This window comes from Microcystis aeruginosa LEGE 91341, assembly GCF_015206885.1.
Taxonomy (GTDB): domain Bacteria; phylum Cyanobacteriota; class Cyanobacteriia; order Cyanobacteriales; family Microcystaceae; genus Microcystis; species Microcystis aeruginosa_H.
In genome coordinates this window covers 13,559-38,789 of record NZ_JADEXY010000011.1, presented here as the reverse complement: position 1 = coordinate 38,789, position 25,231 = coordinate 13,559, and the positions used below count along the sequence as shown (strand labels likewise).

The window sequence follows — 25,231 nt, the reverse complement described above, 5'->3', positions numbered from 1 at the left end:
AACTAATACAAATGCTCGCATCTAGCTGACATCATCGTGAGCGAAACGATTATAGAGGAAGTCGAGGGCATAGTTACGCAGACGATAATATTCCGGATCCTCCATAATTCTCTCCCGATCGCGGGGACGGGGGAAATGAATATTCATCACTTCGCCGATTTTCGCTTCTGGTCCATTGGTCATCATTACCAGCTTATCAGCGAGGAAAAGAGCCTCATCGATATCATGGGTAATCATCAACACCGTACAGCGTTTATCTTGCCAGATTTTCAGCAATTCTTCCTGTAATTCCTCTTTGGTAATCGCATCCAAAGCGCCGAAAGGTTCATCAAGAATCAACACCTCCGGACGGATAGAAAGAGCGCGAGCGATCGAAACCCGTTGTTTCATCCCCCCGGAGATTTGGGGAGGGGTTTTATCCATAGCTTCGGTTAAACCCACCATAGCTAAATGTTCCCGCACGATCGAGCGTTTTTGTGCCTCTGGAGCATTGGGAGACACCGCATCTACCGCAAGATAGACATTTTCAAAAACGCTTAACCAAGGCAATAAAGCATAGTTTTGAAACACTACCATGCGATCGGGCCCGGGTTTAGTAATTTTCTTGCCGTTAACTTTAACAATGCCATCGGTGGGAGAAGAAAAACCCGACACCATATTTAATAGGGTCGATTTACCGCAACCAGAGTGACCGATCACACAGATAAATTCACCTTCATTGATGCTGAGATTAACATCCTTGAGGACGGTGTAGGGGCCTCTGGGAGTGGAATAAACCTTAGAAACTCCTTCAATGGTGACAAAAGCTTCTTTACTGGGGGTCTGGGTTGCTCGGTTAACTGTCTCGGTGGTGGTGTACATGATTAGTCTTTGGGGAAATTAGTTAATAGGGGCAATGGCTGGGGATAATTGGCTAGTAATTATCCCCTTAGTCGATTTTTAGGCAATTTTGCGGGATTCGCTGGCGCTAGGACGAGCATCAATAGCCACTTCGGCCATGGTGACGTTTTGTTTGATCTCTAAACTATTGAGATAACCGATCGGATCCTCGGCATCAAACTCGATACCATCGAATAACAGGATCGGTGTACGACGATATTTAATATCCCCTAGACCCAATTCCCGGGCCGCGGTACTGAAGACACCCACCCGACAGACGCGTTCGAGAATTTCTACCCAGTTACGGGGGAAAGGAATGTGTCCCCAGCGTGCCATTTGGGTCATCATCCAGAGGTGTTCCGTACGACTGGGACGATTTACCCCATCTCCATAGAACAGATGGTGTGCATATTCTTTCATCGGTCGATCAATACTGCACGCGTAGGAGTTGGGATCACCCAGTTGGATATAATCAATATTGGTACTAAGATACTGACGACTGGCGAGGATTTGACGAATTTCTTCCTGATTCCCTTCCTCAGCACAGTAGCGACAACCTTCCAGCAGTGCTTTAACTAAAGCGACATGGGTATTAGGGTATTTATTGGCCCAATCTTCCCGGACTCCCAGGGCCTTACCCGGGTGGCCCTGCCAAATTTCTAAGTCGGTAGCGACGGTGTAACCGATACCTTCCATAGAGGCCCTGAGATTCCAGGGTTCACCCACACAGTAACCGTCAATACTACCGGTTTTCAGGTCAGCTACCATTTGGGCCGGGGGAATAGTTTCGAGGTGAACGTCTTTATCGGGGTCAATTCCCGCTGCCGCTAACCAGTAACGCAGGAGCAAATTGTGCATCGAGGAGGGGTGAACAATGCCAAAAATATGGCGCTGCTCCCGCGATTCCAATAGCATCTGTCTTAAAGCGTTACCGTCAATCACTCCCTCGTCATAGAAGCGTTTAGCGAGGGTGACACCGTTACCGTTACGAGTCATAGTCAGGGCGCTGACAATCGGCAAAGGTTGATCTTGATAACCACCGACGGTTAACCAGGTGGGCATTCCTGAAGGCATTTGCGCCCCGTCGAGGAATCCCCCTGCGATCCCATCCACAACCCCTCGCCAACTGGTTTCCCGGACTAAATTCACCTCATCTAGACCATGTTTAGTAAAGAATCCCTTTTCTTTGGCCACTGCTAGGGGAGCGCAAGCGGTGAGGGGAACAAAACCGATTTCTAGATTGACTTTTTCTAAACCGTGACGAGCAATAACTTCGACTTTGCGAGCGCGTAGTTTTTTGATCCGTTTTTGTTGGTTGAGGAAATAGATAATTTCGCTCCGGAGACTGTAGTAACTGGGGTGTTCCACCACTTCCATGCGTTTGCGGGGACGGGGGATATCTACTTCCAAAATACCGCCAATTTTTGAGCCTGGACCGTTGGTAAGCATGACGATGCGATCGGATAATAGCACCGCTTCATCCACATCGTGCGTCACCATTACCGAGGTCATTTCGTATTCTTCGCACAGCTGCATTAACTGTTCCTGTAGATTACCTCTAGTCAGGGCATCTAACGCCCCAAATGGTTCGTCTAAAAGCAGCACTTTTGGACGGATTGCTAGGGCGCGAGCGATCGCTACCCGTTGTTTCATCCCCCCCGATAATTCGTTGGGACGTTTATCCACTGCATGACGAAGATTGACCAGATCGATATATTTTTCGACTTCAGCTTTTCTTTCATCTTCTGATAGTTGAGCGAGAACTTGATCGACGGCGAGGGTGATATTTTCTTTGACGGTTAACCAGGGTAAAAGGGAATAGTTTTGGAAGACCACCATGCGATCAGGTCCCGGTTTTTTAATGCTTTGACCTTGCAAAGTCACCACCCCTTCGGTGGGCAAATCTAAACCAGCGATCATGTTTAAGAGGGTGGATTTTCCGCAACCAGAGTGACCGATAAGGGAGATAAATTCTCCTTTTTTTATCTGTAAATCGATCCCTTTTAAGGCCACATATTCACCGCCACCACTAAGGGGGAAGATTTTATCAATGTTATCGACAGCAACAAACAAACTCATAGTTTTTTCTCCTTAAGTTAGCTCAAGTTTCAGTTGTTTAAAGATGGGGAAATTTTCCCCATCAATTCCCTATTGACGAACGATTTGATTTTGTAACCAAGCCATAAAGCGATCGAGTAATAAACCCACACCACCGATATAAAATAGCGCGAGAATAATATCGCTGATGTAGTTATTTTGGTAGGCATCCCAGATAAAGAAACCGATACCGACGATACCAGACATAACAATTTCCGCCGCAATAATCGCTAACCAAGCTAAACCGATCGCAATTCTCAAACCAGTGAAGATGTAGGGAAGTGCTGAGGGAATTAATATCTTGAAAAAGAATTTTTGGTTGGACAATTGCAAGACTTGTTTAACGTTGATATAGTCTTGGGGAATTTGTTGGACACCAACGGTGGTATTAATCAAAATCGGCCAAACTGCGGTAATAAAAATAACGAATAAAGCAGCAGGTTGGTTTTGTTGTAAAGCGGCCAAAGATAGGGGAACCCAAGCAAGAGGAGGAACTGTTCTCAGGAATTGAAAAAGGGGATCGAGTGCCTTATTTAAGAAGGGATTAACCCCGACCATAATTCCAACTCCAATACCCACCACTGCGGCAAAAGAATAACCGATTAATACCCGTTTTAGACTTTCGAGAGTTTGCCAGAATAGTCCCTTATCAATACCTCCACGGTCAAAGAAAGGATACATTAAATAGGTGCGGGTACGCTCATTAGTAATAATATCCGATGGCGGCGGTAATTTAATCAATCCCACCATAGACATTAACTGCCATAAAATCAGGAAAAATAAAATACCCACAATCGGAGGAAGGATATCCCCAGAATGCTTTTTCCAGAATTTACTGAAGTTGAAACCACCGTTACTTTTTCTGCTGACGCTAGTTGCCATTTTGCCGTTTTTCTTTGTTGAAGATAAGGTTACTTGATGGGGAAGAGAAGAAAACATTTTTGATATTGATAGACTAGATATTTTATGCACCTAGCCTATCGGGAAAAACTCGCTATTTTTTAATCGCCAAACTATCGAGATAAGCTTGGGGATTGGCGGGGTCAAAAGTTTTGCCATCAAAGAATTTTTCGACACCACGGGAGGTACTGGTGGGAATATCGGCCGCAGGAACTCCTAATTCTGTGGCTGCCGCTTTCCAAAGATCCTCGCGGTTAACTTTGTCGATTAATGTTGAGGCAGTGGTTAAAGTTTCTTTCGGCAAGAAACCCCAACGAACACTTTCGGTTAAAAACCAGAGATCATGACTCTTATAGGGATAGGAAACGCTACCGGCGGGATCTTTCCAGTAGAAAACCCCTTTATTTTTGTCGGTGATTTCCGGTTTGCCGTCACCCATTTTCTGCATTCCTTTGAGGGGACCGGCGATAATTTCTTCTTTGAGGTTGAAATAAGCCGGTTTAGCGAGAATTGCCGCCGCTTCTGCCCGATTTGCCTCTTGATCGAGCCATTGCTGCGCTTCCATAACTCCTTTTAATAGTGCCTTAGTAGCTTTCGGGTTTTTATCCACCCAATCGGCGCGGATAGCGAGGTATTCTTCCGGGTGATAGGGCCAGATTTCTGCGGTTAAAGCTGACATAAAACCGATCTGATCAGCCACAATTCTCGCCGGCCAAGGATCGCCGGTACTAAACGCATCCATGGTTCCCGTTTTCATGTTGGCCACGGTTTGGGCTGCGGGTACGGCAATTAGGTTAATATCCGTATCGGGGTTAATCCCACCGGCGGCTAACCAGTAACGAATCCAGAAGTCTTGATTAGCTTTCGGGAAAGTATAGGCAGCTTTGAAGGGAGTTCCCGTCGTTTTCATGCCAAGGATGTAATCTTTGGCGGGTTTCAGGTCTAAACCGATATTTTTGCCCTCGTGTTTACCTGCGATCGCAATTCCGTTACCCTGGGTGTTTAACTGCGCTAACACATACATGGGGACTTTAACGTTATTTTTGGTGATTAGTCCCTCGGAAATCAGGTAAGGCATGGGCATTTGCCACTGTCCTCCGTCAATTCCGCCCGCATCTGCCCCAATTTCGACGTTATCTCTAGCGGCACCCCAGTTAGCTTGTTTGGAGACTTCCACATCGGGCATCCCGTGTTTAGCAAAAAAGCCTTTTTCCTTGGCAATAATTAAAGGTGCGGCCTCAACAATCGGAATATAACCTAATTTAATTTTGGTGGTTTCGGGGGCTTCTCCGGGAGCCACCGCAACGGGAGAAGCAACCGGGGAAGCGGGCGCGGTGGTGCTGGTTCCACCCGTACTGTCGGGGGGATTACCCACACAACCTTTGAGGACAACAGCCCCTGCCGCTGAAACTGCCGCCGTGGTTAAAAATTTCCGTCTCGAAAATTTTGACATAGAATCTCCTACCTGCTTGCTAAAGCAAATATGTGTGCTGAATTATGGGTAAAGGAATCCCTCGCTAAACTTTCCTTCTAGCCCGTGCTATAGAAATTTAGCTATGGAATATTGAATCTCGATTGACCTTACTAAATAAGTCTAGCGGAATTTGGAAAAAATAATTAATCTGAGCGAGAATTTTATGTACAAAAATTTAATTCGATTGATAAGGATTAATTAAGACCATTGATATATCTAGCTTCTAGCCACTTAAAAAGGTTTCCGTAGGGCGCTGGAGCAGGGGAGTAGGGAATTATGAATTATGAATTATGAAGTGGGGAGGTGGGGGAGTGGGGAGAAACAATAAAATGAGCCAAGGGTGAGTTTTAGGAATGCGGCTCCTTGCGGCTTGGTAGAATGGACAATATGCTTTCACCCCAAAGTAATGACCAGATCTAAAAAGCCGAAATCACCGAACTCCTCTGATTCGCCTACCTCTCCTTCCTTGGCTCTGTCTTCCCTACATTTTCGTCTGCAAGCTTTAGAGGAGGAGCATCAGTGGCTCCTCAAGCAGATTGGCAGAAAACGCAACGAACTGAAGAAATTCCTCGACCAGATGCGTTCTCTGGCGACGGAGATTTTTCAGAGAGGACAACCCCTCTATGAAAAACTTACCGACCTCGACCGCGAAATACACGCCCTTTTTGACGAAATCCTCGCTGCTAGAAAATTGGGGCAGCAGACAAAAAAAAGGATTCTCGGAATTTACGAGACACTTCAGTTAACGGGGGTGATTAGCCCGAAATTTGACGATGGAGATGAAGAACTTGACGAACTTTTCGGAGAGGAAGAACCAGAAGGATCATCGGAGCAATCCGCGCAGGATTTCTTCTCTGGGGAAGACTCCTATAGCCGTCACGATGATGGAACAGAGCTATCACCTGAAAGCTCGCCTAAATCTCCTGAATCTAGACAAATACGCCGCACTTTCCTGAGAATGGCCGAGATTTTTCACCCCGACAAGGTTACGGATCCCGAAACTCGGATGCGTCACAACGAGATTATGAAGGAAGTCAACCGCGCCTATAAAGAGGGAGATATTGCCAAACTGCTCGAAATCGAACGACAGTATCAAATGGGGGACACTTTCGAGGTTGAAGGCTCATCGGAAAGCGACCTCCAACGACAGTGCGAGAGGGTTGAAACCAATAACGAACTACTCAAAAAGCAATACGAGAACCTGAAAAGAGAACTGCGCTCGGTGCGAAATACCCCGGAAGGCGAGATGGTGAGGGCCAGTCGCGCTTGTGAGAAGGATGGCATCGACCCGATTGAGCAAATGCTAGAGGAGATGAAATTACAAGTTCAATCTACCGAAAAAATCTATAATTTTGTCCGTGACTTCCGCGATAAAAAGATAACGGTTAAAGAGTTTCTGCGCGGACCGGTCAGGATGGGCAGCAGCCCGGAAGAGATGGAAGACATTCTTGATCAACTTCTGGAGCAACTTCGCAGAATCAGCCGTTGAAGAGAGAAAGCCAGTATTTAGGGTATGCTGAAAAAGTTTTTCCCGGTGGCCGAGTGTAGGGTTTTACCTAATTTTCAGGGCAAAAGTCCCTGAATTTTTCCCCCGATTATTCCTATATCCGGTACTTTTTGATTTTCAAAAAGTCTCAAAGTCTTAGCCAACAAGGTTTTTAGATTTATTCAGCAAACCCTACCTAGTTATTGTTTAACAGTTATATAAAAAAACAGCAAGTTCGGTTATTTTATCTAGGTTTTTCCCTCGTGACAGTGTGAGATGATAGGAATCTTGGCTAATTGTCCAACGGTCTTTTTTAATGGCATTTCCCACAAAATTATGGTAGTAATCCGCGGGATGCCATGGCTACAGTTCTCCCCTAAATGCCTTTTGTAAAAGGGAATTAAAGAGATTTTCAGATTCTTTAAATAGCAATTTTTGTCTGTCCGTGCATTTCTGTTGGGAAACAGCAAAACTTGCATATTTACGTTGTAAGAATATTGGAGGAATGGGAATTACAACTTTTCTTAGCTCTTTCTGTCTAATTCCCTTAACCGTACTACCTGTAGATCTGCGCTCAATTTGGTCACGAACAAATGAACTCTGAAGAGTGCCAAACAAATAGGTATTATCAAGAATATTAGATTTACCTCGCATCAATAGAACTCTTTGAGCCAAAGCAATATCAGGATCATCAACTTGAGCGACTTCTCCTAGCGGGGCTTCTGTCGTAAAAAGAACATCACCTAATTGTGGCAAACCTCTACGCATCCATGAGTCATAATTTTCTCGGGCAATGAATTCATTAGGTGGCTGTATTCGGCCATTTTTGATTATTTTTGCTGTAATAAGTGGAACACCTGAATTAGCTTTTGTTGGTGTTTTTCCACGATAATCAATGAACCTCTCAATACACTTTTCTAGGGGTAGAAAACAATCCTGTCCACAGTGTTCCCTAAAATTTCTTTCAGAATCACCGAACATCTCTAGGAAAGTCGATTTTAACAACTCCTCAGTCAACCGAATTGCCTCTTTGCGCTTGCGTCGCACCCCATCCGCTTTATCTAAAATTGCCGCAATTCTTCGCTGTTCTTCGAGGGGTGGGAGGGCAATAAGAATATTATTAGCCGCAGTCTTAGTTAGCTTCCCTCGTGTACTTCCAGTAATAAACGGGGTAACGTCATATCTTTCTAAATGACGGCAGATGTATCTAATATCGACATCTTTTTTGGGTCGCAAAACATGAGCGTGATTGTTAACCCAACATTTTCCCTCCACTTGATAAGCAATAGTCTTATCAGCATCCCCAAAATGCCCTCCGTCTTCCGCTAAAAGTACAAGAGGCTCATCAAAGATATAATCGGCGACGGAGTCCTGCTGACCATTAGCTCCATAATATGGATATGGTCCAGGCACTCGATCTTTTTGAGTAATTGGTTTTCTCTTACTATCGAGGAAATCAACGACTTCTGACAAAGGGCGGTGAGGCCACTTCTTTGTGATTTCTGATGGATAGATCATGATCATCCCAACATCTCCTTTAACGCGTGTAAAACCTGAACAATCTTATTTTCAAACATAAATCAAATATCCTTTCTGTTGACTAAAGCGGTGGGTTACGACGGATTGTTAGATTGACTTTACCCCCTAGATTGTTGCCGTCTAACCCACCCTACTATGAACTCTTCTCCCCCCTTTTTAAGGGGGGTTGGGGGGGATCAGATGGCGCTTTTATGCTAGTCATCACATCCTCTCTAAAACCTGATCAATCTTATTTTCAAACATAAATCAAATATCCTTTCGGTATATTCAAAAACTAGGGTCGCAGATACTAGGACAAAATCAAGCCACTACAGTGGCGCCCCTGAGATAATCTTCTAGTTGGCGATCGTTATCGTGGCTGAGATTGCCTAGAGGTAAAGTTTCGACGCTAAAAGCTCTCACCTCACTGACTTCTAATGTATCTTTGATTTGAAAATTCCCCGCAGCCGTCACTTCAATTAACAATGAAATGGAGTGAATGCGCGGATCACGTTCAAAAGAGGAATAAACCCCGACTAAACGCCCTAAACTGACTAAATTTAATCCTGTTTCCTCTTTTAATTCCCTTTGAGCAGTATTAAAAATATCTTCCCCCCAATCGATCATTCCCCCCGGTAGGGCCCATTTGCCGGTGTCTCTGCGTCGGATTAAAACAATTGTACCATCAGCAAGCAGCGGAATTATTGTCACCCCAGTTACAGGATGACGAAAGATAATTCCCATCACACTTTTAATAAAATACCAAACACGACCCATAGGAATTAGGAGATAGGGAGATAGGGAGATAGGGAAATTTTAACTAATACCCCAAAACCCCAAACCCCTAACAATATCAATCATGATTGAGAATGGCTTTAGCCTGAATTAAGGCCGATCGCACTTGTTCAAAACCTGTGCCACCATAGCTATTACGGGCCGCTACTACCTGACGAGGAGCGATCGCGTCATAGATATCGGCCTCAAAAGCTGGATGTAATTCTTGCCATTCCGTCAGGGTTAAATCTTTCAATAACTTACCCGCTGCCAAACTGCTTTTAACCACTTTCCCGACTAAATTATAAGCTTCTCGGAAGGGAATCCCCTTACTGGCTAAATAATCCGCCACATCCGTCGCATTAGAAAAATCTTCCGCCACCGCGTTAGCTAATCGGTCGGTTTTAAATTGAATCCCGGTGGCTAAAAGTACCGTCATCGCTTGCAAACAAATCCGCACGGTTTTAACGCCATCAAATAACGCCTCCTTGTCCTCCTGCAAGTCTTTGTTATAGGCTAGGGGTAAACCCTTCATTAAGGTCAATAACGCTTGTAAATGCCCAAAAACCCGCCCTGTTTTGCCGCGCACCAATTCGGGAACATCGGGATTTTTTTTCTGAGGCATAATGCTAGATCCCGTGGCACAACTATCGGTGAGAGTGATAAAACTAAATTCTTGGGAAGACCAGAGAATCATTTCTTCGCTCAAACGGCTCAGATGAACCATAATCAGACTAGCGGCCGTCATAAATTCAATAGCAAAATCTCGATCGCTAACTCCATCGAGACTATTGTTATACACCTGCTCAAAATCGAGTAAATTGGCACTGTAATGACGATCAATAGGAAAAGTCGTCCCCGCTAAAGCGCCACATCCTAGGGGCGAAATATTAGTCCTGGCGCGAATTTGCCCTAATCTTTGGTGATCCCGTTCGGCCATTTGAAAATAAGCGAGGAGATGATGGGCTAAACTAATCGGTTGCGCGCGCTGTAGGTGGGTATAACCAGGGATCAGGGTTTCCAGATGGTTTTCAGCGTGATTGACTAAAGCTTGCTGAAAATTGCGAATTTCTTGCCTAATATCATCAATTTGTTGTCTAAGATACAGACGTATATCCGTTCCTACCTGATCATTCCGCGAACGGGCCGTGTGCAGTTTTTTGCCCACATCTCCCACTATCTCGGTTAAACGACGTTCTACGGCAAAATGCACGTCCTCTTGATCGATGCCGGGGTTAAAGTTGCCGGTGCGGTATTCTTGACGAATTTGTTCCAATCCAGAGACGAGACTATCCGCTTCTTCGGGGCTAATAATACCCGTATAGGCGAGCATTTTAGCGTGAGCGATCGATCCGGTGAGATCATACTCGATTAATTCGATATCAAAGCCAATACTGGCGTTAAATTCTACGATCGTAGGATGGAGACTACCTTCAAAGCGATCGCTCCAAGTTTTCTTTGCTGTCACTGTTTTCGTTAGATGATTGTGGATAAAGTTAACCAAAATATGCTGGACAATTTTGGGGAATAATCCGGCGCTGATAGCATTACCGCTTCAGGTTAGAAAAATCTCCAACCCTACAAACATAAGAATAGCAAGAATTGCTCGCTCTGGCTGAAGGCCGATAGGCGAAAAGCTAATAAGACGTAAAACCTCGAAACATATAACCGACAATCAAACCGATTAATAGGGCCCATGCTTGCCCAGTTTTGACGAAAGTTGAGAAGGCTTTCTGGACATTGCCGATGATATCCACGTCTTGCTCGGAAATAGTCATCAAGACATTGGCAAGAGGCGAAAAATCGATCGGGACAGATAGATGATGGAAGATGTCGATCACGATGGCATTCCTCAAAAACGAAAATCTACAGAATAAGTTAACATGAAAACGACTAAATCAAAACCACTTTTATCTTCCTAGTAGTGAGTTGGATGAGAGGTCACTTTCAAGATGATTGAGATTGCTGGTAATAGGATAATAATAAGTTACCCGCTTTTGCTAAATCTTGCCCAAAGGCGATAATTCCTTCTTCATGACCACTCATCACTAAAATTTGTTGCTCCTCTAGATGATCTTCTTGACATAAACGGATAATTTCTGCGGCCATTTCTGGGGTTCCATAGGCGATATTTTCTTGGGTGGTCGGCACTCGATACATCAAATTTTGCCACAGGGGGCGATGGTGAATATGAATCACCCCATTAATCTGGGGATTCGCTTCATAAATCGCTGCATGGGTGAGAGTTTCTGAAGAAGCGGCGATTGTTCCCCGACAAGTGACCCGATTTTCTTTCCAATCGTAGTCTATAACTGTGGTGTAATGGGATTCATTTAATACTGGAATTCCCCCAGTGTTAGTGCCAGAAATAATGATTTCTTTGTCTATTTTTCCTCGTTGACTCACATTCCCAAAACCGATTCCGTTATCGTATTGACCGATTAATCCCAGTCGATAGAGGCGATTGCGCCAATAATTTAATTCTGCAATCTCTGAGCTTATTAAGGAAGGATCAGAAATCCAAGTACAATTGTATTTAATATAGCCTTCGTCAATCATAGATTTTTCTGAAAATATTCGGGATAATTTTGACAAACTTTCTGCACAAATTCTTGGAGAGGATAGGAAATATTGGCGATATAATTATCTTTAATTGCTTGAGAAAATAGGGGTAAAACTTCCGTGTCTAAGGCGGGGTTAAATAACTCGATTGGTAGGATTAAATCGGAACCTTCCCGCACATCAATGGTCTCAAAATTATCGGCTACAATTAACCAAAGAGGACGCACCCAAAGAGCCGAACGACTTTCGATCACCTGAATTACTTCTCCGTATAAAGTTCGATTTTTGCAGAATAAACTAACAATTTGATGGGGAGTGAATGTGTTCATAGACAATTCTAGTTTTCCTCGATCAGCTAAGACGCATTTTAACCGCTTATTCTTAGATTAGCCGAATCTCCCCCCAATCTCTTTACTCTTGCAAGAGCCAACGGTAAAGAGTATCTCATCTCCACAAGCAATTTAAATGCTCGGGCAGCTTATCTTTCACTGGTCACTGATTACTGTTTACTGATCACTGAAAAAAGCTCGCCAGATCGGGAAAAAACTCCGTTAGAATACGGAAAGCCGTTTACAAAACGATACAAAATCATGACCGTTGCTTACCCTCGTAAATTCAAGAAGACGATGAGCGCTCGCGACATCATGAAGCGTGTTATTAGCGATCGCGAAATTCATCTTGTCACCCTCAACCGTTACCGCTACAACGAACAACGTAGCTGTAAAGACCTGACCGAACTGATCGAAACCCTAGACGGACAACCAAAAGAACTGATCCAGGAGCTTTCCCATCACGTCGCCGATGAGGCCCGCCATGCCTACTGGTTAACCGATTTATTGATCGAATTGGGGGCCGATGTGGGGAAACCGCCGGGGTTGTCCTATATCGATGAATTTGAACGTCTTCTCGATCAAGATCAATTCCAAGGCGAAGAACAAAGGGAAGATAGACTGATTGCAGCCCTAGCGGCAATTAACGTCACGGAAAAACGGGGATGCGAATACTTTGCCGCCCATATTTATGCCCTCAAAGCAGGGGAACAAACCCCGGAAAATCTGCAAATTCAGGAAACGATCGCCAAAATCTTTCCCGAAGAAGCGGGCCATGTGCGTTGGGGTAATCGTTGGTTAGCCAAAATTGCCCAAAAAAGCCCCGAACATCGGCAAAAAGTCGAAAAAGCTAAGGCCAAATACTCGGCGATCGAACAGGCCGCCTATGAATCGGGTATGGACATCACCCTGGGGGCAGAATTACGCCGCGTCGGTCATTTAATGGAAATCGCCGCCACTATGCCGCTCTGGGAACGTCCTCAATATCTGATGGAACGTTTACCCCAATCCCTTCTCGACCCGAAATTGCAATTATTCCGGGTAGAAGCGGCTCAAAAAGCCTGGAATCGTGATCCACAAATGTTTATGGAACGCTTTTTGCCGATGTTTTTTAATGCGGACGACAAGATCGGCAAAAAAGAGAAAGTCAACTAATTTAACCTTGATTTTCGGGGGCAATCATTCAGCGATCGCTGAAGAAATGTTCAGCGAGGATCGAGAAAATCAGCTATTGTTTTAAATAGGGGTGAGTTCTCGGCTTTGGGGCCAGAGAAACACCACTTTTTTACTGTTTATTTTAGCTTTTCTTTTTTGGATTATGCGTCTTTTAGCTGCCTTCGATCGCTATCCCGATAGTGTATCGTTAACCCTAGAACCAGTAGCCACCGACTCGCAAAAATTTGATTTATATTTAACTTTACACCTACAAGCTCAAATTCAATCTCTCCTCGGCGGGGAAATTAAATGGGGACTAAAAGGAGGAAAATTAGATTTTCTTTTAGTTAATTGTCACCTAACACCAAATCCTCTTTCTAGTCAAGATTTATACATAAATCGTATTAATAATCATCAATGGCGGTTATCTTTCAAAAGTCCTCAGTCAATATTTACAGGAGCGATCGAAAGGATTAACCTAGGAACCGTCAGTGTGGAGGAAGAACCTTATCATCTGACAGTGCAATTTTCGCTGACAGCTGCCGATATTTGTATCACGGAAACATCGGGATTATGGAAACACGATCTAAGTCCCAATAAACATAGTATTTTAGAGCGAAAGTTAGCATTTTTCCTGATGGAAAATCAATTTGATGCTTTTTTGAGTTGTATTTCTTTGGGTTCATCGCAGGTGGAATTAGATAATGTTCTAGTTGAACCGCAACCGGCAGCATCAGAAAATTTAGAGAAATTGCAGGCACAAATCGAGGGAATTTATGCTGCTGTTAGTGATGATTTTCTGGAATTAGCCCAATTAGCTGAACTCAATTCCCTAACGGATTTTACTGGGGCAAATCTCCTGGCAGCGGAATTAAGTGGTATATCTTTAGGCATGGCTAATCTCTATCAAGCTAATCTGCGGGGGGCCAATTTAACCGATGCTGATTTAAGTGAAATTAACGGCAGTCATGCTAGTTTTAAGGGAGCGGATTTAAGCGGAGCCTTATTAGCTAATGCCGATTTAAGTTATGCTGATTTTTACCGTTCTAGTTTGGCTTTAGCTAATTTAATTGGCTCTAATTTAGAAGGAGCTAATTTGGTTGAAGTCAACATCACTCAAGCTAATTTTAGCGGGGCAAAAGTGCAGGGGGCAAAGTTTGCCGATAACGTGGGTATGACTGAGGAATTGCGGGAAAATTTACGCTTGCGCGGAGCTTTCTGCGATTAGTCAAGTATTCAGCCTCTAAATGACACCAAATACCCTCACTTCTCACCGAAAATGAAGATTAGAGATTTTCCTCGGTATCTATCCCTAATTCCCGCAGTTTAGCCGCTAATTTCGCCGCTTTTTGTTTTTCTTGCTGTACTTGGTTTTCTGCCTCTAAAACCCGATTTTCTGCCTCTAAAACCCGATTTTCTGCCTGTTGTGCCGCTTCTGCGGGAGTGGGTACTAATTCCCCTTCGGGGGTAAAATAGCGCAATTTATTGGCAGACAAACCCAAATATAAGCCTAATTGTTGACTCCAGAGCCATCCCTGGGCATTGGGGGTAATCGGTTGATATTGACCGCTAATTAGAGTAAATCCTTCAAATTCTAAGCTTTCTGGGTCAAACCAAAAATAATCGGGAGTGCGAAATATATCTTGATAAATTTGTTTTTTCTCCTCTCGGTCAACTTTGGCGGTACTATCGGAGAGAATTTCGATAATTAAATTGGGATATTTGCCCTCTTCTTGCCAAACTACCCAACTTCTGCGGTTGGGGTTAGAATTTGTCCCCAAAACGACGAAAAAATCGGGACCACGAAAGAATTCTGACTTTTTCTGGTTGGGACTGTAATAGATCGTTAAATTGCCAGTGGCAAAATAATCTTCTCGCTCGCGCCACCACCATTCTAAACACTGAATTAATAAAATAATTTGTTGTAGATGTAGGTTACTTTCCAAGGGTGGTTCATCACTCCAAAATTCGCCTTTTGGGAAGATTATCTCAGGGTTTACATGAGACTCGACTAGGGGTAAGCTTTGAGCGATAGTCATGGTTGTCCAACAGAGATAGGTCGATAACTTATTATAAATTATTGAAGGGATTTTTTGGGCAATTGTAGCAGTAGTAATTGAGGTAAGCTAAGACGCATTTAAACCGCTTATTCTTAGATTGGCCGAACCTCCCCCAACCCCTTTACTGTTGCCTTTTTCCTCTTGCCTCTTGCCTTGTCTCAACAAGCAATTTACATTACGAACAGCTTAGAATATTCCTGTGGGTAAATCGCCATTTTCTCTTTAAACAATACCAGAACGCAGGGCAATTACAGCCGCTTGTACTCGGTCGTCCACGGCCAATTTATTCATAATTCCCCGCACATGAGTTTTAATCGTATTGGTGCTTAAATAGAGCTTTTCGGCGATTTCAGCGTTACTTTTTCCCTCGACAATTAACTTTAAAACCTCCATTTCTCGCTCCGATAAAAGTGCTAGATTGGGATTAGGTTGCACTGCTGGCGGTTTGAGATTATCCATGACTAAACGGGCAATTTGAGGGTCTAAATAGGTGGCCCCGTCCTTAGCTGCTTCAATAGCGGCCAAAAGGCGATCGAGACTCGCTCCCTTGATACAATAGGCATCAGCACCACTGGCCAGAGCTGCGATCACTTCCTGTTGCAGAGTATGGGAAGTGAGCATGACCACATGAACATTAGCTAAACCTTCCTTAATCTGTTTAGTTGCCGCAATGCCATCGAGACGGGGTAAACCGATGTCCATGACCACTAAATCTGGCCGTAGGGATAGGGCTAATTGTACCCCCGCCAGACCATCACTGGCTTGACCGACGATCTCAAAATCCGGCTGTTCACCGAGCGCTTGTTCTAAACCTAACTGCATTAAAGGATCGTCTTCAACAATTAAAATCCGCATGATCTTTGATTCCTAACGGGAAAATGTACGGTTTTCACCCATCTGCATGAAGCAGAACTACTCCTAGTTTAGGCAATCTGGAGAGAGATTAACAGTGATCAGTGATTCAGTGACCAGGGACCAGTGAAAAGACAGTGGGAAACTACCATTTAATACTGCTCGCTTAATACACACTGCTCACTTAGAACCCAAATCTGATAACTGATAACTGATAACTGATAACTGAAAATGCTACGTATTTCATCAGATCGGTCTAAAATTGTGCTTGTTGCCCTAGTTTATCTGGGTGTTGGTTGGCTAGGCTATCTCTGCTTAAATTTAGGGTCGCGACCTGCCCCAATTTGGATGAGTGCCGGTATTGGCTTAACTGCTGTTTTTTTAGGGGGAAAAAGGCTAGTTTTAGGCGTTTTTATCGGAGATTTGCTTCTTAACTTCTTTTTAGGGGGCAGTTGGCCCATAGCTCTATTTTCGGCGGTCGGTAGCAGTATATCGGCTCTGTTAGGGGCGCAATTCCTGCATTATCTGAGATTTTCCGCCACTTTACAGCGCATTCGCGATATCCTTTTACTGGTATTTTTAGCAGCCTTATTGGCCTCGGCAGTTAATGCCACTATCGATACTTTTGCCCGTAGTTGGCTAAATACTTGGGATTGGCGGCAATTTGGACAGTCTTGGGGCATTATCTGGCTCGGAGATAGTACAGGTATCTTAATGACCACGCCGCTGCTGTTGCGTTTTTGCTTCAATCGTCAGTCCCTGCGGGAACCCCGGCAACCCCAACGCTTTGGCGAGGCGTTAGTTTGTCTGAGTTTGCTAACGGTGGTGAGTTCTGTGGTTTTTGGTGGTCAACAGAATTTTCTTAACCCCGATTGGAGTATGGTGCAGTACCTCGAATATCTACCTTTTCCCTTTGTGGTTTGGGCTGCCATGCGTTTTCAGACCTGGGGAGCGGTAATAGCGAATTTTTTGGTGTCTATCTTAGCTTTGAGGGGATTGGTCGGGGGAATCAGCCCTTTTATCCTACAGGCTCCTGATTATACCAGAGGTGTCCTGATCTTACAAATCTTTTTAGTCATTGTCATGTCAACTTCTCTGTTTTTATCGGCGGCGATTACCGAAAGACAACAGATCGATCGAGCTTTAAATGAAACTTTAGAACGAGAACATTTATTAACACAAGTTGCTTTAAAAGTCCATCAATCTTTAGATATAGATCAGGTTTTAAATACCATTGTTGAGGAAATCAGACATTTTCTCGATGCCGATCAAGTCTATATCGGTCACTGTCAAGAGGGGGGGTGGGCCAAGGTAATCGCCGAGTCCCGTCGTCCCCAGATTCCCCCGCTCATGGGTTGGTTTCCCGAACCAGAATTACTGGAAGAATTAGGACAATTATTTTCTTTAGATAAGTTAATTATTGCTGATAATACCGCTAAGGTGCAAACGCTGCCCACTCTCAAGGGTTATTACGAATACCTGCAAGTTAAATCCTCTTTAGTTTTACCTCTAACGGTTAATAATCAACATTTAGGCGCTTTAGTAGTCCATCAATATTCCCATCCCCGTCATTGGCAAAAAAGCGAGGTCAAATTATTAGAACAGTTAGCCACCCAAGTTTGTATCGCTATCGGCCAAGCGCAACTATATCAGAGGGTGCAAAGCTTGAATAATAATTTAGAACGGGAAGTGGAAACAAGAACCCTCGAACTGCGGGAAAAAGTCCGGGAAATTCAGCGTTTATACGAAATGAAAACGGTTTTTTTACAGGCAGTATCCCACGATCTTCGCACTTCGATTATGGGATTAGTGATGTTATTAAAAAATTTCCAGTGTCGGCAAACAGAAAAGGTAACTATCTCGCGAGCAATGCTCGATCAGGTGGTGCGTAGTTGCGATCGACAATTAAATTTAATTAATGCTTTATCAGAAAATCATTTTGCTGAAGAACGGCCTTTAATCTTGCATCGTCAACCTCTATTTTTAAAAGAACAGGTGGAAATTTGGCTGAAAGATTGGCAAAAAGATTTTGATTTATACCAAGCTACTTTTATTAATCTTATCCCCGATAATTTACCTGCTATTAATGCCGATCCTTGTCAGCTAAGAAGTGTTTTTGAACAATTATTAAATAATGCCTTAAAACATAATCCTTCACCAATTCAGTTAGCCTTAGATGCTCGTATTGACCAAGATATGCTCTACTGCACTTTAAGCGATAATGGTATTGGCATGGATGAGGAACAATGTCAACATCTTTTCCATTTATATGTAAGAAATCTTCATAATCAACACCTAACGGGCATTGGTTTAGGTTCCTACCAATGTCGGCAAATTATCGAGGCTCACTCCGGGAGAATTGGGGTAAAAAGTACCCCCCGGGTTGGCTCACAATTTTGGTTTACTTTACCCCTTGCTCATCAAAATTCTCGAGTAATTAAGCAGGAGTTAGTCAACAGTAATCAGTGATTTTTAACGAAAGCGAGATGATTATGCTTATCGCTCTTCTAAAACCCTGGGGGATATATCGCTCTTCTGGGACTTTCGGAAATCCCCGACCGAATCCAGATTCTGAAACTCTTGCTTGACAAGGGAACGCTAACTTTTTTTCTAATAAAAACTCAAATTTCGAGTTTCTGTTAGTTAGCACTCGCTTGAAGGCTTACCCCATAAGAGAGCCAGCGTTGAGAGACTGTAAGATTTTTGCCAGAGTTCCAGAAGAGCGTTATGAGATTGTTGAAAAATTGACTGTTAGACGAATTGATCACCCAATGAAGGATTAAAAGCGATCGCTTCCAGATCGGTACGATAGATACCAACTTTATGAATTTCCTCTGGTAATCTTGGCCAGATGTGGACTTCACTCTCAAAAGTGCGCCAAAGTTGGGGAGTAATTCGGAAGACTCGGTTATTAACACTGGGAAGTCCTGCAAAATGTTCTTGCATTCTGGCATTAACGTGCCGATTTAAGACCTCAAAGACTTTTTTGACCGTAGCAGGATTATCATATCCGTCGTAATGCTTGAAAGTTATTCCTGTTTGATTTTTTAGCTGATTACAGAAGCTTTTAGGTTCTTCGGATCGTTGAACTTCTTTATAGCCATTAGCAAAAACATCATGAGCAATTGCCTCCAGGTAAAGTTGTCTTTGAGCGGCGGAATTTTTAGAGTAGAAAAGAATTTTTGCCACCGCCAAAGTTGAGCCAACACAATTGCCAAATGTTCCCCAACTACCGAAGGCTAATAAATCATCATAAGGTAACACAGAAGTGACATTCCAAGCCCCATTAAAAAGTCGGGCATCAATGATGACTAATTTAGCGCGTTGCTCAGAAGAATAGTTCTTATATTGAGCCAGAAATTGCTCATCTAACTGGGCTTGTTCCCAGTCGTCTTTCTGATAATCATCAATACTACCATTTTGACGACGAGTTAGGATAGCGACCTCAAAATCCCAGTCAGTTTCTGATTCTTCTAACCCAACTGCTTGTAATTTTTCGGTCACAAGTTCTCTCGGTGGTCGTCTCCCGTCGTACCACATTTCAGTCTCCTTATTAGAGATGCGAACACGCACTTTAGTTTTAGGAAGAGTTTGAGCGATTCCCATTGCTACTAATTCATCTGCTCCCCAAGTAATTGGCTGTTTTAGAGCCGAGAGATTATACTTATCCAGAAGATTGTCTAATCTCGTTTGCATTGTTTCTCGCACATCTTTGGATGAATGTTTTTGAGAATCTCCCATCGCACAAACGACAGCTGAGATTTTTCGATTTATCGACTGTAATAGACGGATAGATTGTTCGAGTCTCCATAACTCTTTGTCGTGTCTTTCTTTTGCCCAATCTGGATAAGGAGTTGCATCTGGTTTAGGAGGACCGACACCAACAAAAGATTGGACAATAACCGCTTTTTCAAATTGAGAAATAGTGGGGAGATAATCTTCGGGATATTGTACCAATCGTTCTGCAATAATGAACGCTGTATCCTTGACCGGAAGCAGTGTAATCAGTTGTCTAACTAAAGAATCTGTTTGTCTTCTTGGACTAAGAACGTAAACAGGACAAATTCTTTCTGAACGGTTGTCTTGTCCATTAGGGGGAATCCCCACTCCTTCTAAATCTTGTTCTGTTGGTCGGTGATACACCTTAAATTGAGACAGCTTAATGTCTTGCAATATCTTGGCCAGAGGGTCATTACTTTTAATTTCGACATGGGGAATATAAGCGAACCATTTCGTCATCTGATTAACAGGGGTTGTTAATTCTAATTCCCAGTGATTATTGTCCGCAGATTTGTAATTATTAATCTCAATTTTATCTCCTGCTGTTAAGGAAAATTTTTGAGTAAGATCAGTAATCTGACTGCTATCTAGGGTAGATTGTTTGATAACAGTATTGACTAGAGCTTTCAGTGTTTGTGTAGTCATCATTTTTGCTCCTTTTTTGCCTGATTCTGGACAGGTTACTTTAACAACAGCAGACAGTTAACAAATAGGATATTTTCCCTTTGTCAAGTTAAGGAAGTTACCGTGAGTTGAATGCTATCTCGATTATTGCCATAGGCGATGATCACATCGTTAGCAAAGCAGTAAAGCCGTCCTGTTTTTGGGGCTATAAACTGTTTATTTGTGCCGATGAGGAAGAAACTATCTTGATCTTTATCAATTGAACCAATCAGTGAAAACCAAGGTGAATTAGGCATTCGTCGTAGTCCTTCACATAGTTTCAGAAAGAAATTAGGACTTTCATAACCATCAGCATTAGAGGTAATTGTCCAGTCTGTCCATTGACCTGTTGCTTGAAAATGATATTCTTGTCCAGCGACAAGATTAATTCCTGTATCGTTCCAGATTAGTTTTGAGTCTATGGTTATAAGGAGATTTGTGTTTTGCATTACCTGTTGTAAGGCTGATGCCAGTAAAAGTTTGTACATTGTTCGTGAGTAAATCACCGAATCAAAAAAGAGTGGGGTGATCACTATGAAAGATCATTATGATCACCCTTGAGTGAGTTATTATTGAGGTTGAGGACAAGTTCCTAAGCCCCAATCTACATATAGATCACGGGGGTTAGTTTCTCGTAGCCAACTAACTAATTTTTTGTAGTCGGCAATATCGTAGATACCAAGGCAACCTGCCGTTCCTGGACAGGGACCATCACAATATTTTCCATTCCAATCAATATGGATTTCAATAGCACTTCGCCGTGTGGAATTCGGTCCGACATATTTGATAGGGGTAGTCACTGGACCCAGACCATTACTAAAAACAGTCGGGCCATATTTATCTTTGCCACCTGCCCAGAGAATGTCATTAATGTACCATTTACCTTCAGGCAGCGGTTCCATGGAACCTGATACACTTTGAGGACCGGTGCGGAAAAGTTGTTTACTCCGTTGTCCAGAGCAAACTTTAAGATGATCTTTTACCTGTCCATTCTTGATATATTCCAAAATGAGAATATATAAACCATCACCGTCTTTCTGGTTGGTTTTAGTCAGTCGGAGATAAGTTCCGGGAGCAGGTTGAGGAGTAGGTGGAGATGTTGTTTCTTCTCCCCACAATTTAGCCCAAGTTTTTGGTCCGACTTTCCCATCTGCTTCGGAGTGACCAAAAACGTCAGCTTGGAATTTTCTGACCGCCTCATCCGTGCCACTGCCAAAGATACCATCTAATTCTTTCTGGTAATAGCCTAAATCTTTTAAGCGTTCCTGCATTTCTCGGATATCATGGCCTGGAGCATCTTCATCACTCATGCCTTTCAGTAACAGTCCTCGATTTAATTGAGGTGGATTTTCCACTAGAGAAAGTGTCTGATTACGACCTGCGAATACAATTTGTGTAGCTTGCGGAATAGGACTCCCAGGTTCGGCAAGATGAAAATTCCGAGCATTGGGATATTGTTGCAACAGATCGATCAAATCATCTTTAAGATGGGTTTCTAGTTTAACAACCTCTACCACTTGTTGATCATTGTAGGCAACAACTACTGTATTTCCCCCATCTAAATATCCTTTCAACCAAGTTACAGAATGTTCAGGAGAGACTTCAAGCTCAATAGGAGTTCCAAAACTATCATTTTTACGGAATAAAGCTTCCTCATCTTTACGGCGATTCGTTAACCCATCAAGCACAACTTGTACTCCGTTAACTGTTGCTTTATTCCAACGTTTAAATTCATTGGCAGCCCCCTCATAATCCTTCTCATTCAGTTTACGTCGTAAGGTACTGTCTTGAAAAGCTCCAATGCCTACGTTATAGGCAAAGGAAACTAAAGCGTCAAACTGATTTTGATGAAGATCAACATTTACCAATTTATCCACAGCTTTGGCTTTTTCCTCACATTCATGGACAAGGAAGCCTTCCGCCTGTTGATCGGTAATCTTGTCCCCTGGTTTCACCGGCCGTCCATCAGGATAGCGAGTGGTTCCAATTCCAATTGTCCAAACGCCAGCCGGACACTTATAAGCGGTAAGCTTGCAACCTTCCCACTTTTTGATCAGATCAATACAGTTCTGTGATACTTTCATGGCAAATCCTCCTAATTAGTTCAGATTATGAGTGTTTATGTAGGTAAAGTGTGGGCGACATTTTTGAGGTAGAGAAGTGCTAAACAGAGACTATTTCTTTCTTTCTCAAAGCACCAAGCTCTTTCTCAAGCATCATTTGAATTTCGGGAATAGCGGGTTTATAAGGGGGATTAATATTCAGGTCTGTCCAGCGATTTTTAACACTTTCATGCAAATTGCTAACATCCCCTTCAAACTGACGAGGTGCTGTTCCCGCTACATTAAATGGCCATTTTGATGTATTATCAAAACGCGCACTACAATTGGGATGAACTTCATGTTGAATATAACTTTTATCTAAGGCCAAACCCAAGGCTTCGACTTGTTCCATCATCCACAATAAAGCTCCATCGGATAGGCCAGATTCTTCCTGAGAACCTCCACCAACACAACCATGACCCCCCGGAAACCAAACCTGAACCACTTGTTCTTTTTGTTGTCTGATGTGGGTAGAATGGGGACGCATTAGCGTTACATCAAAGACCTTACGAATTTCATCAATGGCAACTGCATGAAACGCCTTTTCAATTGTAGGATTGATGGTCGAATCATAAAAGCGATAACGTTCGTTGAACTTTTCATCTAAATGCAGAGAATGAACGATATCAGGGATACCTAAAGAAGCAACCGTATCCCAACAGCATAAGGCTTTAATGGGAACCCGTCGTCCATACTGATTACGGAAATCAATGGCATTTTTACCGTTAGGTGCGTTATTTGGGTCTTGTTTTTCTCGGTAAATTTCGTAGGCTTTGGGGATTTGTCGGATAAATTCCCGATACAACAAACCACAATTATAAATTAACCCGGCTAAACAGCGTACAGTGTAAGCTCCCCGACTAAACCCAAAGAGATAAATTTCATCTTCAGGTTGATAGTTTAAGCACAGAAAACGATAGGCATCCTCAATCTTATGATCCATGCCAATGCCTAAAGCACCTCCACCAATTTTAATTAAAATATCAGTCACCTCAGCATTAGTTTGTTTTGTCCCAATGCCTTCGTCATAATAGATGATTTGACGGATGGGGTTGCCCTTACTATCATCAAGTGGCGTGATAGCCTGCACCATTTTGACAACATTGGTAGGATAACCTTGTCCTAAATCTTGCCAAGTTCCATCACAACAAACAATAAGACGGCTTTTCATAGCGATGAACCTCCTAGGTTTCTTAAAACTCGCCAGTTTATGGAATATTTGAGGATTCTAGTGAATTATGACTCAAAATTATCGAGATTTTCCTTAAGGTAAAATTCCCGCAAGACTCAACCGAGACAAAGGAAGTTCTAACTCTGTTCGGCAGTGAAATAGATGAGTTAGATAGCTGGCGTGACTAGGTAAAATTAGATGCGGTATTTATACTTAATACTCTAGATCGTCTATCAGAGCTTACTGCCCTAAAGACGGTAAATTAATATATTTCTTGAGGTTTCTATATATAAGTTTACAGAATATTGTTGAGCTATTTATTACTAAAAAAAATTGAGTTTGATGGCAAACAATCTTAACACCTAAGCTCGCCAATCTGAACTTTAGCCGATTCTCGATCGCAATTTTAGCCCACCCTAGCACTTCCCTCTTTTCCCACGAGGATTTTTAGCAAGAAAAATGATCTGTCTGCCTGAGAACAGGCTATAGTGATCATCAAACCCTCAGTGAAAAACTTCCCGTGTCTTCAGTATTCCGCCTTCCTCCCTATTTTTCTCCCGCTCTGCAGCGTCGAGTCATGAAAATGCTCGCGGCAAAAAAAACCCGTCAATTCTTGACATGGGTGGCAGCTTGTGCTAGTTTTTTGATCCTCTGGGCGTGGAATTGGCAGCTAGTTTTGGCCACTTTAACCGGGGTGGGGGCGATGATTGGAGTTTACCATCTCCAGGGTCAAAACTGGCCATCGCTGTGGCTGTGGGGGCGTGCTTTTTTCAGTGCCGATAGCGGTAAATTAACTTTAGCGGTAGTCTGTGGTGGTTTAGGCAGTTTAGCCACCTATCTCGCTGTGGCCATTTGGACCTATGCCGAAAATCGCTGGTTAGCTCTGGCCTCAATTTTGCAAGGATTTGGCACGGTTTTGACTTTAATCCTGCTAGGATGGCATTTTCTCGACCATCGCGGTCAAAATGAGTCAAAAAACTTCGATCGCTGGTTAGAAAAATTAACAGTCAATGATCCCTTAATGCGCTTAATGGCCGTCCGACGTTTAAGCGAAATGGAACTTTCCCCCAGTCGTCGAGAACAATGCCAAGAATACTTTCGTTATCTTCTCTCGCGAGAAACCGATGCACAAGTGCGATCGGCTTTATTGGATAATTTTGCTGGCAAAGAAGCAATCAAACCGCAACCTTTACAAATACCCCTACAGGTGAAAAAATCTCTCCTAAAATACGATTAATACTAAATCCTGTTTAAAAAGTATAGGGAAGTGGGGAAGTGGGGAAATTGAACTAAAACCCCAAAACCCCAAAACCTAAAACCTGTCTCCTAACGACCGGCTCCTGACTCGGAGAATACTGACGACCGACGACCTGCACCTGAATACTAGGCCACCATTTAAGATAACTGCTATAGTTAAAGCTAAAGGCTG

21 protein-coding genes and 1 pseudogene are annotated in these 25,231 nt (G+C 43.1%); 5 read left to right on the top strand and 17 right to left on the bottom strand.

Annotation, left to right across the window (positions count from 1 at the left end):
* Positions 1 to 21: 21 nt before the first annotated feature.
* The 4 genes from IQ234_RS03360 to IQ234_RS03345 all read right to left on the bottom strand — a co-directional run bounded on the left by IQ234_RS03360 (position 22) and on the right by IQ234_RS03345 (position 5,329).
* Positions 22 to 861: a nitrate ABC transporter ATP-binding protein gene (locus IQ234_RS03360; RefSeq protein ID WP_193956038.1), complete on the bottom strand. Its 840-nt coding sequence runs from the start codon at positions 859 to 861 to the stop codon at positions 22 to 24.
* Positions 862 to 939: 78 nt separating this feature from the next.
* Positions 940 to 2,958 carry a nitrate ABC transporter ATP-binding protein gene (locus IQ234_RS03355; protein ID WP_193956037.1) on the bottom strand — a complete coding sequence of 673 codons (2,019 nt, stop codon included), beginning with the start codon at positions 2,956 to 2,958 and terminating at the stop codon, positions 940 to 942.
* Between the two features lie 69 nt (positions 2,959 to 3,027).
* Positions 3,028 to 3,858: a nitrate ABC transporter permease gene (gene ntrB, locus IQ234_RS03350; RefSeq protein ID WP_193956036.1), complete on the bottom strand. Its 831-nt coding sequence runs from the start codon at positions 3,856 to 3,858 to the stop codon at positions 3,028 to 3,030.
* Positions 3,859 to 3,970: 112 nt separating this feature from the next.
* Positions 3,971 to 5,329 carry a CmpA/NrtA family ABC transporter substrate-binding protein gene (locus IQ234_RS03345; protein ID WP_193956035.1) on the bottom strand — a complete coding sequence of 453 codons (1,359 nt, stop codon included), beginning with the start codon at positions 5,327 to 5,329 and terminating at the stop codon, positions 3,971 to 3,973.
* Between the two features lie 427 nt (positions 5,330 to 5,756).
* Here IQ234_RS03345 and IQ234_RS03340 point away from each other — a divergent pair, with 427 nt between their 5' ends.
* Positions 5,757 to 6,839, top strand: coding sequence for a molecular chaperone DnaJ (locus IQ234_RS03340; protein ID WP_193956034.1), 1,083 nt, complete (start codon positions 5,757 to 5,759; stop codon positions 6,837 to 6,839).
* A 204-nt stretch (positions 6,840 to 7,043) separates the two neighbouring features.
* Here the strand turns inward: IQ234_RS03340 and IQ234_RS03335 are convergent.
* The 7 genes and pseudogenes from IQ234_RS03335 to IQ234_RS03305 all read right to left on the bottom strand — a co-directional run.
* Positions 7,044 to 7,172: pseudogene (locus tag IQ234_RS03335) on the bottom strand (hypothetical protein); the annotation flags it as partial.
* Between the two features lie 27 nt (positions 7,173 to 7,199).
* Complete coding sequence (locus tag IQ234_RS03330; RefSeq protein WP_193956033.1) at positions 7,200 to 8,360, bottom strand: restriction endonuclease subunit S; 1,161 nt, start codon at positions 8,358 to 8,360, stop codon at positions 7,200 to 7,202.
* A 315-nt stretch (positions 8,361 to 8,675) separates the two neighbouring features.
* Entirely contained in the window at positions 8,676 to 9,131 is a 456-nt protein-coding gene (locus IQ234_RS03325; RefSeq protein ID WP_193956032.1) for an NUDIX hydrolase, read from the bottom strand.
* A gap of 76 nt (positions 9,132 to 9,207) precedes the next feature.
* A complete protein-coding gene (argH, locus tag IQ234_RS03320) occupies positions 9,208 to 10,596 on the bottom strand; it encodes an argininosuccinate lyase (protein ID WP_072925798.1) in 1,389 nt (462 codons plus the stop codon).
* 169 nt (positions 10,597 to 10,765) lie between these two features.
* Entirely contained in the window at positions 10,766 to 10,969 is a 204-nt protein-coding gene (locus IQ234_RS03315; protein ID WP_193956031.1) for a hypothetical protein, read from the bottom strand.
* A 106-nt stretch (positions 10,970 to 11,075) separates the two neighbouring features.
* Positions 11,076 to 11,687 carry a class II aldolase/adducin family protein gene (locus tag IQ234_RS03310; protein WP_193956030.1) on the bottom strand — a complete coding sequence of 204 codons (612 nt, stop codon included), beginning with the start codon at positions 11,685 to 11,687 and terminating at the stop codon, positions 11,076 to 11,078.
* The gene (locus tag IQ234_RS03305) at positions 11,684 to 12,019 is read right to left on the bottom strand and encodes a hypothetical protein (protein ID WP_193956029.1); all 336 of its coding nucleotides are present in this window, start codon (positions 12,017 to 12,019) and stop codon (positions 11,684 to 11,686) included. The genes IQ234_RS03310 and IQ234_RS03305 overlap by 4 nt, the downstream gene beginning before the upstream one ends.
* Positions 12,020 to 12,280: 261 nt before the next feature.
* On the opposite strand from IQ234_RS03305, the gene IQ234_RS03300 reads away from it, so the two are divergent.
* Together IQ234_RS03300 and IQ234_RS03295 are read left to right on the top strand one after the other, a co-directional pair.
* The gene (locus tag IQ234_RS03300) at positions 12,281 to 13,174 is read left to right on the top strand and encodes a ferritin-like domain-containing protein (RefSeq protein WP_193956028.1); all 894 of its coding nucleotides are present in this window, start codon (positions 12,281 to 12,283) and stop codon (positions 13,172 to 13,174) included.
* Between the two features lie 163 nt (positions 13,175 to 13,337).
* Positions 13,338 to 14,402 (top strand): pentapeptide repeat-containing protein, encoded by a 1,065-nt coding sequence (locus tag IQ234_RS03295; RefSeq protein ID WP_193956027.1) that lies wholly within the window; start codon positions 13,338 to 13,340, stop codon positions 14,400 to 14,402.
* A 58-nt stretch (positions 14,403 to 14,460) separates the two neighbouring features.
* Here IQ234_RS03295 and IQ234_RS03290 read toward each other — a convergent pair whose 3' ends face one another.
* Entirely contained in the window at positions 14,461 to 15,213 is a 753-nt protein-coding gene (locus tag IQ234_RS03290; RefSeq protein WP_193956026.1) for a Uma2 family endonuclease, read from the bottom strand.
* 243 nt (positions 15,214 to 15,456) lie between these two features.
* On the bottom strand, positions 15,457 to 16,089 hold the full coding sequence (locus tag IQ234_RS03285) for a response regulator (RefSeq protein WP_147070499.1): 633 nt from the start codon (positions 16,087 to 16,089) through the stop codon (positions 15,457 to 15,459).
* A gap of 228 nt (positions 16,090 to 16,317) precedes the next feature.
* Between IQ234_RS03285 and IQ234_RS03280 the strand changes: the two genes are divergently transcribed.
* Entirely contained in the window at positions 16,318 to 18,555 is a 2,238-nt protein-coding gene (locus IQ234_RS03280; protein ID WP_193956025.1) for an MASE1 domain-containing protein, read from the top strand.
* Positions 18,556 to 18,837: 282 nt separating this feature from the next.
* Here the strand turns inward: IQ234_RS03280 and IQ234_RS03275 are convergent, their stop codons facing one another.
* From IQ234_RS03275 to IQ234_RS03260, 4 genes are all read right to left on the bottom strand, one after another.
* Complete coding sequence (locus tag IQ234_RS03275) at positions 18,838 to 20,511, bottom strand: DUF4127 family protein (protein ID WP_228008357.1); 1,674 nt, start codon at positions 20,509 to 20,511, stop codon at positions 18,838 to 18,840.
* Positions 20,512 to 20,594: 83 nt separating this feature from the next.
* Positions 20,595 to 21,017, bottom strand: coding sequence for a hypothetical protein (locus IQ234_RS03270; protein ID WP_193956023.1), 423 nt, complete (start codon positions 21,015 to 21,017; stop codon positions 20,595 to 20,597).
* 81 nt (positions 21,018 to 21,098) lie between these two features.
* The gene (locus tag IQ234_RS03265; protein ID WP_193956022.1) at positions 21,099 to 22,613 is read right to left on the bottom strand and encodes a glycoside hydrolase family protein; all 1,515 of its coding nucleotides are present in this window, start codon (positions 22,611 to 22,613) and stop codon (positions 21,099 to 21,101) included.
* Positions 22,614 to 22,692: 79 nt separating this feature from the next.
* The gene (locus IQ234_RS03260; protein ID WP_193956021.1) at positions 22,693 to 23,802 is read right to left on the bottom strand and encodes a DUF2235 domain-containing protein; all 1,110 of its coding nucleotides are present in this window, start codon (positions 23,800 to 23,802) and stop codon (positions 22,693 to 22,695) included.
* Between the two features lie 520 nt (positions 23,803 to 24,322).
* Here IQ234_RS03260 and IQ234_RS03255 point away from each other — a divergent pair.
* Positions 24,323 to 25,039: a hypothetical protein gene (locus tag IQ234_RS03255; protein WP_193956020.1), complete on the top strand. Its 717-nt coding sequence runs from the start codon at positions 24,323 to 24,325 to the stop codon at positions 25,037 to 25,039.
* Positions 25,040 to 25,231: the final 192 nt, after the last annotated feature.